Genomic DNA, 7,165 nt, shown 5'->3' with positions numbered 1-7,165 from the left:
GGCCTGGACCGGTCGTGCGCCGGGGCTCAGACCCCGCTCGTCACTTCCGTCTTGTCGTTGTCGTCCCGCTGCTCGGAGCTTTCCCCGAGGCGGCGGTTTCGCACCACCGACGACCAGTAGGAGGCGCCGATCAGGACGACGCCGACGAGGCCGGTGATGACCTCGTTGATCTCGTACTTGATGGTGACCAGGAGGATGACGGCCAGGGCGCCGATGGCGTAGTGCGCGCCGTGCTCCAGGTAGACGTAGTCGTCCAGGGTGCCCTTGCGGACCAGGTAGACGGTGAGCGACCGGATGTACATCGCACCGATGCCGAGGCCGAGGGCGATGATGAAGATGTCGTTGGAGATGGCGAACGCGCCGATGACGCCGTCGAAGGAGAACGAGGCGTCGATGACCTCCAGGTAGAGGAAGAGGAAGAACGCCGCCTTGCCGGCCAGGCCCACGGCGCTGGAGCCGCTGCCGCTCGGCTTGCCGCCGCCGGCCACCTCCTCCAGTTCCTGGTCCGCCTCGTCCGCCTCTTCGTCCAGGCGGTCCTCGAAGTAGCCGGAGATGCCGCCGACGATGAGGTAGGTGATCAGACCGCCGACGCCCGCGAGCAGCACGGTGGAGGTCTTGTCACCCCCGCCGTGGGCCACGTCGGTCGCCACGGTGGTGGCGGTGATCAGCAGCGCGACCAGTGCGACGACCACCGAGAGCGTGTCCAGCTTGCCGAGCCTGGACAGCGGGCGCTCCAGCCACGACAGCCAGGTGTGCTCACGGCTCTCGAAGATGAAGTCGAGGAAGATCATCAGCAGGAACATCCCGCCGAACGCGGCGATCGCCGGGTGCGCGGAGGTCACCAGGTGCTCGTACTTGTCCGCGTTGTTGATCGCCAGATCGATCGCCTCGATCGGACCGATCTTGGCCGTGATCGAGACGATGAGGATCGGGAAGACCAGCCGCATGCCGAAGACCGCGATCAGAATGCCGATCGTCAGGAAGATGCGCTGCCAGAAGGCGTTCATCTTCCGGAGGATTCCGGCGTTGATCACCGCGTTGTCGAAGGAAAGTGAGATTTCCAGCACCGAGAGGATCGCGACAAGGGCTAGGCCCTTCGCACCCCACAGGAAGCCGGCGAGGGCCAAGCCGATGGCGGTGACGCCGAGCGACCAGCCGAAAGTTCGGAGGAGCACTGGTTTTCCAATCCCTTTACGAAACGTTGACCCCGAAGTCTAGGGCGATGCCCCGCAGACCTGACGCGTACCCCTGGCCAACGGCCCGGAACTTCCATTCCCCGCCGTAGCGGTAGAGCTCGCCGAAGATCATTGCGGTCTCGCTGGACGCGTCCTCGGACAGGTCGTACCGGGCCAGTTCACTCTGGTCGAGCTGATTGACCACCCGGATATAGGCGTTGCTGACCTGGCCGAAGGTCTGTCCGCGGGCGTCCGCCTCGTGGATGGAGACCGGAAAGACGATCTTGTCGACCCGTTCGGGGACCGTCACGAGGTCGACGATCAGGATCTCGTCGTCGCCGTCGCCGTCGCCGGTGAGGTTGTCCCCGGTGTGCTCGACCGAGCCCTCCGGGCTCTTGAGGTTGTTGTAGAAGACGAAGTACTCGTCGCCGAGGACCCGTCCCGAGGCGCACAGCAGGGCGCTCGCGTCCAGGTCGAAGGGCGCTCCGGTAGTGGAGCGCGCGTCCCAGCCGAGCCCGATCATCACCTGCGTGAGGTTGGGTGCGGCCTTGGAAAGGGAGACATTGCCCCCCTTGGCGAGCGTCACGCCCATGCTGTTCTCCTCCCCCAGTCGGGGTGCACGGCCCGCCCAGGACGGGCGGGCCGTGCGGCCCTTGACATCAGACGTTGACGCCGAAGTCCTGCGCGATGCCGCGCAGGCCGGAGGCGTACCCCTGGCCGATGGCCCGGAACTTCCACTCCGCACCGTGCCGGTAGAGCTCCCCGAAGACCATGGCGGTCTCGGTGGAGGCGTCCTCGGTGAGGTCGTAGCGGGCCAGCTCGTTGTTGTCGGCCTGGTTCACCACGCGGATGAACGCGTTGCGGACCTGGCCGAAGGACTGCTGACGCGCCTCGGCCTCGTAGATCGAGACCGGGAAGACGATCTTGGCGACATCGGCCGGGACGGCCGCCAGGTTCACCTTGATCTGCTCGTCGTCGCCCTCGCCCTCACCCGTGAGGTTGTCGCCGGTGTGCTCCACCGAGCCCTCGGGGCTCTTGAGGTTGTTGAAGAACACAAAGTGCTGGTCGGAGAGGACCTTTCCCTCGGTGCCCGTCAGCAGGGCACTGGCGTCCAGGTCGAATCCCGCGCCCGTGGTGGTGCGGGCGTCCCAGCCGAGGCCGACGATGACGGCCGTGAGATTGGGGGCCTCCTTCGTCAGCGAAACATTGCCACCCTTGCTGAGGCTGACTCCCACGAGTCCTCCCATGTCATCGCGTGTCGCTCGTAACAGGATCAACGCCCTGAGGGTAGTACCCGGTTCCCTCCGGCTACAGGGCTTCGAGCGCCTTGACGTACTCGTTCAGGTCACGCGCGTCCGGCAGGCCGTTGACGACGGTCCAGCGGATGACGCCTTCCTTGTCGATGACGAAGGTGCCGCGCACCGCGCAGCCCTTGTCCTCGGCGAAGACGCCGTAGGCACGGGAGACCTCGCCGTGCGGCCAGAAGTCGGAGAGCAGCGGGTAGTCCAGGCCCTCCTGCTCGGAGAAGACGCGCTGGGTGTGCATGGAGTCGTTGGAGACCGCCAGCAGTTGGACGTCGTCGTTCTGGAACGCCGGGAGCTCGTCCCGCAGCGCGCACAGCTCGCCGGTGCAGACGCCGGTGAAGGCGAAGGGGAAGAAGAGCAGCACGACGTTCTTGGCGCCCTGGAAGTCCGAGAGCCGTACGGTCCGGCCGTGCTGGTCCCTCAGCTCGAAGTCGGGGGCCTTCTCTCCTGCGGCGAGCGCCATGCGGGACACACCTTTCCGGTGACGGGAGCTGCGACGGGGCCCTCACGGCCGGGTCGCCCGGACCCCAGTCAACCACCGTCCGCCGGACACGACGCAAGACGCCCCCGCGGCACGGTGCCGCGGGGGCGTGGGGCCTGCTCGGAACGCCTCAGCGCTTGGCGGCCTTCGCCGACTTGGGAGTCACCAGTCGGCTGGCGGTCCAGTCCTTGGAGACGTTGACACTGCTGGTCTGAGCAAGGCCGGCGGTCTGTGCGGCCTCTCCGATGTCACTCGGCTCGACGTGCCCGTCACGGCCGGTCTTCGGGGTCATGAGCCAGATCTGGGCGCCGTCGTCGACGGCGGACGTGGCATCGACCAGGGCGTCGGTCAGGTCGCCGTCATCGTCGCGGAACCACAGGACGACACCGTCGGCGACGTCGTCGTAGTCCTCGTCCGCGAGCTCTTCGCCCGTGATCTCCTCGATACCCTCACGGAGCTCCTGATCGACGTCGTCGTCGTAACCGAGCTCCTGGACCACCTGTCCGGGCTCGAAACCAAGCCGGCTTGCCGGGTTGGTCCGCTCCTCCGCGTGGCCCGCGGTCGCGCTCACGCTCTGCCTCCTGTCATGGGGGTTGTCTTCCCGCTCCTGTGCGGGGTTATGGGCGGTAGTCCACACGGGCGCGGCGGATCGCGCAAGTACCCGGCCGCCCATCCCGCCCAAACGTTGACGTGTCACCGCAACCCGAACTGCGAAGGGTGACGTGGCTCACTCCACTATGCCAGCATTTCTCCCGAATCGGAGTCGCGGTCGGTCGTACGTCCGAGTGGGCGTAGAGTTGCGATTTGGTCGGTCGGCCACCGGAAGCCACGCAGGAGCCCCACGAGGGCCCTTGTAGATGGGTCTGTCGCGCTACATGACGGTTACCGCTCAGTAGAGATGACGTATCCCTAACGCGCGGTACACGATGGAGGCGGCTTGACCCAGTAGAGCAATGCCTAGAAGCGAAGGATTAGCGTGGCTTCCGGATCAGATCGCAACCCGATCATCATTGGCGGCCTTCCCAGCCAGGTCCCGGATTTCGATCCCGAGGAGACGGCGGAATGGCTCGACTCACTTGACGCCGCCATCGACGAGCGCGGACGTGAGCGCGCCCGCTACCTGATGCTCCGCTTGATCGAGCGAGCCCGCGAGCGCCGCGTGGCCGTGCCCGAGATGCGCAGCACGGACTACGTCAACACCATCGCGACCAAGGACGAGCCGTTCTTCCCCGGCAACGAGGAGATCGAGCGGCGCATCCTGAACGCGACCCGCTGGAACGCGGCGGTCATGGTGTCCCGCGCGCAGCGGCCCGGCATCGGCGTCGGCGGCCACATCGCCACCTTCGCTTCCTCGGCCTCCCTCTACGACGTGGGCTTCAACCACTTCTTCCGGGGCAAGGACGACGGCAAGGGCGGAGACCAGATCTTCTTCCAGGGACACGCCTCTCCGGGTGTCTACGCGCGCGCGTTCCTGCTGGACCGGCTCTCCGGAACCCAGCTCGACGCGTTCCGCCAGGAGAAGTCCAAGGCCCCCTACGGCCTGTCCAGCTACCCGCACCCGCGGCTGATGCCGGACTTCTGGGAGTTCCCGACCGTGTCCATGGGCCTCGGCCCGCTGGGCGCGATCTACCAGGCCCGGATGAACCGCTACATGCAGGCGCGCGGCATCGCCGACACCGAGCAGTCGCACGTGTGGGCCTTCCTCGGCGACGGCGAGATGGACGAGCCGGAGTCGCTCGGCCAGCTCTCCCTGGCCGCCCGCGAGGGCCTGGACAACCTCACCTTCGTCGTCAACTGCAACCTGCAGCGGCTCGACGGACCGGTGCGCGGCAACGGCAAGATCATCCAGGAGCTGGAGTCGCAGTTCCGCGGTGCCGGCTGGAACGTCATCAAGCTGATCTGGGACCGCACCTGGGACCCGCTGCTCGCCCAGGACCGCGACGGCGTGCTGGTGAACAAGCTGAACACCACGCCCGACGGCCAGTTCCAGACGTACGCCACCGAGACCGGCTCGTACATCCGCGAGCACTTCTTCGGCGACGACCAGCGGCTGCGCGCGATGGTCGAGGGCCTCACCGACGACCAGGTCCTGCACCTGGGCCGCGGCGGCCATGACCACCGCAAGATCTACGCGGCGTACAAGGCGGCCCGTGAGCACAAGGGCCAGCCGACCGTGATCCTGGCCCAGACCGTCAAGGGCTGGACCCTCGGCCCGAACTTCGAGGGCCGCAACGCGACCCACCAGATGAAGAAGCTGACGGTCGACGACCTCAAGCGCTTCCGCGACCGGCTGCACCTGCCGATCTCCGACAAGGAGCTGGAGTCCGGCGCCCCGCCGTACTACCACCCGGGCCGGAACTCGGAGGAGATCCAGTACATGCACGACCGCCGCAAGGGCCTGGGCGGTTACGTCCCGACCCGCGTCGTGCGTGCCAAGCCGCTGGCGCTGCCGGATGACAAGGCGTACGCGGCGACCCGCAAGGGCTCCGGCCAGCAGACGATCGCCACCACCATGGCGTTCGTCCGGCTGCTGAAGGACCTCATGCGGGACAAGGAGATCGGCAAGCGCTTCGTGCCGATCGCCCCCGACGAGTACCGCACCTTCGGCATGGACTCGCTCTTCCCGTCGGCCAAGATCTACAACCCGCTGGGCCAGACGTACGAGTCGGTCGACCGCGAGCTGCTGCTGGCGTACAAGGAGTCCCCGACCGGCCAGATGCTGCACGACGGCATCTCCGAGGCGGGCTGCACCGCCTCGCTGATCGCCGCGGGCTCGGCCTACGCCACGCACGGCGAGCCGCTGATCCCGGTCTACGTCTTCTACTCGATGTTCGGCTTCCAGCGCACGGGCGACCAGTTCTGGCAGATGGCCGACCAGCTGGCGCGCGGCTTCGTGCTGGGCGCCACCGCGGGCCGCACCACGCTGACCGGTGAGGGCCTGCAGCACGCCGACGGCCACTCGCACCTGCTCGCCTCCACGAACCCGGCCGTGGTCGCCTACGACCCGGCCTACGGCTTCGAGATCGCGCACATCGTGCGGGACGGTCTGCGCCGGATGTACGGCGGGACGCCCGAGGCGAACGAGGACGTCTTCTACTACCTCACCGTCTACAACGAGCCGATCGTCCAGCCCGCCGAGCCGGCGAACGTGGACGTCGACGGCATCCTCAAGGGCCTGTACAAGTACAAGGCCGGCGAGGCGGGCGTGGTCCCGGCGCAGATCCTGGCGTCCGGTGTCGCGGTGCCGTGGGCCGTCGAGGCGCAGCGCATCCTCGCCGAGGAGTGGAACGTGCGGGCCGACGTCTGGTCCGCGACCTCCTGGAACGAGCTGCGGCGCGACGCGGTCGCGGCCGAGGAGCACAACCTGCTCCACCCGGAGGAGGAGCAGCGCGTCCCGTACGTGACGCGGAAGCTCTCCGGCTCCGAGGGCCCGTTCGTGGCCGTCTCCGACTGGATGCGGGCCGTTCCGGACCAGATCGCGCGCTGGGTGCCGGGCGCCTGGCAGTCGCTGGGCGCGGACGGCTTCGGCTTCGCGGACACCCGCGGCGCGGCGCGTCGCTTCTTCCACATCGACGCGGAGTCGGTGGTCCTCGGCGTGCTCACCGAGCTCGCCAAGGCGGGGAAGATCGACCGCTCGGTGCTGAAGCAGGCGATCGACCGCTACCAGCTGCTCGACGTGGCCGCCGCCGACCCCGGCGCGGCCGGCGGCGAGGCCTGACGCTCCCCGCTTCGCAAGGGCCCCCACCGCGGTCGCGGTGGGGGCCCTGCCCTTGTCCGCGGGCTCATTGGTCGACGATCTGGAACGCCCGGATCGTGTGCCGGGACTGCGGCACCCATGTGCCGGAGGGGAATGTGACGAAGTCCCCCTCGGTGGCGCACTCGGCGCTCTGGTAGGTCGTCACGAGCTTGCGCGTGCGGTTGACGAAGGATTTCGCGGTGACGCCGGCGGGCAGCGGCACGCAGGAGTTGACGTCGGTGTCCGCGAGCTCGTGGACGGTGCGGGGGCCGCCGTAGTCCGGCCGGGCCCACAGGCACAGTTCCCCCGGGTCGCAGCCGCCCGAGGGGGCCGCGCCCGCCGCGGCGGGGGACACCAGGACGGCGGCGCCCGCGGCGAAGGCGAGCGGCAGGGTCAGGGTCAGGGTCAGGGCACGGCGCATGTGGATCACTCCCCGTTGTCGGTACGGCCGGTACGGAGCACCACCGTG

Annotated in this window: 7 protein-coding genes; 1 reads left to right on the top strand and 6 read right to left on the bottom strand. The window is 68.2% G+C overall.

Annotation, left to right across the window (positions count from 1 at the left end; translation table 11 throughout):
* Positions 1-26 precede the first annotated feature (26 nt).
* The 5 genes from ACFWVC_RS34985 to ACFWVC_RS34965 all read right to left on the bottom strand — a co-directional run bounded on the left by ACFWVC_RS34985 (position 27) and on the right by ACFWVC_RS34965 (position 3,531).
* A complete protein-coding gene (locus ACFWVC_RS34985) occupies positions 27-1,175 on the bottom strand; it encodes a DUF475 domain-containing protein (protein WP_384296906.1) in 1,149 nt (382 codons plus the stop codon).
* A 16-nt stretch (positions 1,176-1,191) separates the two neighbouring features.
* Positions 1,192-1,767 (bottom strand): TerD family protein, encoded by a 576-nt coding sequence (locus ACFWVC_RS34980; protein ID WP_384296904.1) that lies wholly within the window; start codon positions 1,765-1,767, stop codon positions 1,192-1,194.
* Between the two features lie 67 nt (positions 1,768-1,834).
* Positions 1,835-2,410: a TerD family protein gene (locus ACFWVC_RS34975; RefSeq protein ID WP_384296901.1), complete on the bottom strand. Its 576-nt coding sequence runs from the start codon at positions 2,408-2,410 to the stop codon at positions 1,835-1,837.
* A gap of 73 nt (positions 2,411-2,483) precedes the next feature.
* Entirely contained in the window at positions 2,484-2,942 is a 459-nt protein-coding gene (locus ACFWVC_RS34970) for a peroxiredoxin (RefSeq protein ID WP_384296898.1), read from the bottom strand.
* A gap of 148 nt (positions 2,943-3,090) precedes the next feature.
* On the bottom strand, positions 3,091-3,531 hold the full coding sequence (locus tag ACFWVC_RS34965; RefSeq protein WP_319662596.1) for a DUF3052 domain-containing protein: 441 nt from the start codon (positions 3,529-3,531) through the stop codon (positions 3,091-3,093).
* A 405-nt stretch (positions 3,532-3,936) separates the two neighbouring features.
* Between ACFWVC_RS34965 and aceE the strand changes: the two genes are divergently transcribed.
* Positions 3,937-6,678 carry a pyruvate dehydrogenase (acetyl-transferring), homodimeric type gene (gene aceE, locus ACFWVC_RS34960; protein WP_384296895.1) on the top strand — a complete coding sequence of 914 codons (2,742 nt, stop codon included), beginning with the start codon at positions 3,937-3,939 and terminating at the stop codon, positions 6,676-6,678.
* 64 nt (positions 6,679-6,742) lie between these two features.
* On the opposite strand, the gene ACFWVC_RS34955 is transcribed toward aceE, so the two are convergent.
* Positions 6,743-7,117, bottom strand: coding sequence for a peptidase inhibitor family I36 protein (locus ACFWVC_RS34955; RefSeq protein ID WP_384296891.1), 375 nt, complete (start codon positions 7,115-7,117; stop codon positions 6,743-6,745).
* Between the last annotated feature and the right edge of the window lie 48 nt (positions 7,118-7,165).

This window comes from Streptomyces sp. NPDC058691 (assembly GCF_042714775.1).
GTDB lineage: Bacteria > Actinomycetota > Actinomycetes > Streptomycetales > Streptomycetaceae > Actinacidiphila.
This window is presented reverse-complemented; position numbering and strand designations above follow the sequence as displayed.

What these genes read in the sequence shown, in the direction of transcription:
- ACFWVC_RS34980 (WP_384296904.1), bottom strand. Translation starts at nt 1,767, where the DNA reads ATGGGCGTGACGCTCGCCAAGGGGGGCAATGTCTCCCTTTCCAAGGCC.
- ACFWVC_RS34970 (WP_384296898.1), bottom strand. Translation starts at nt 2,942, where the DNA reads ATGGCGCTCGCCGCAGGAGAGAAGGCCCCCGACTTCGAGCTGAGGGAC.
- ACFWVC_RS34955 (WP_384296891.1), bottom strand. Translation starts at nt 7,117, where the DNA reads ATGCGCCGTGCCCTGACCCTGACCCTGACCCTGCCGCTCGCCTTCGCC.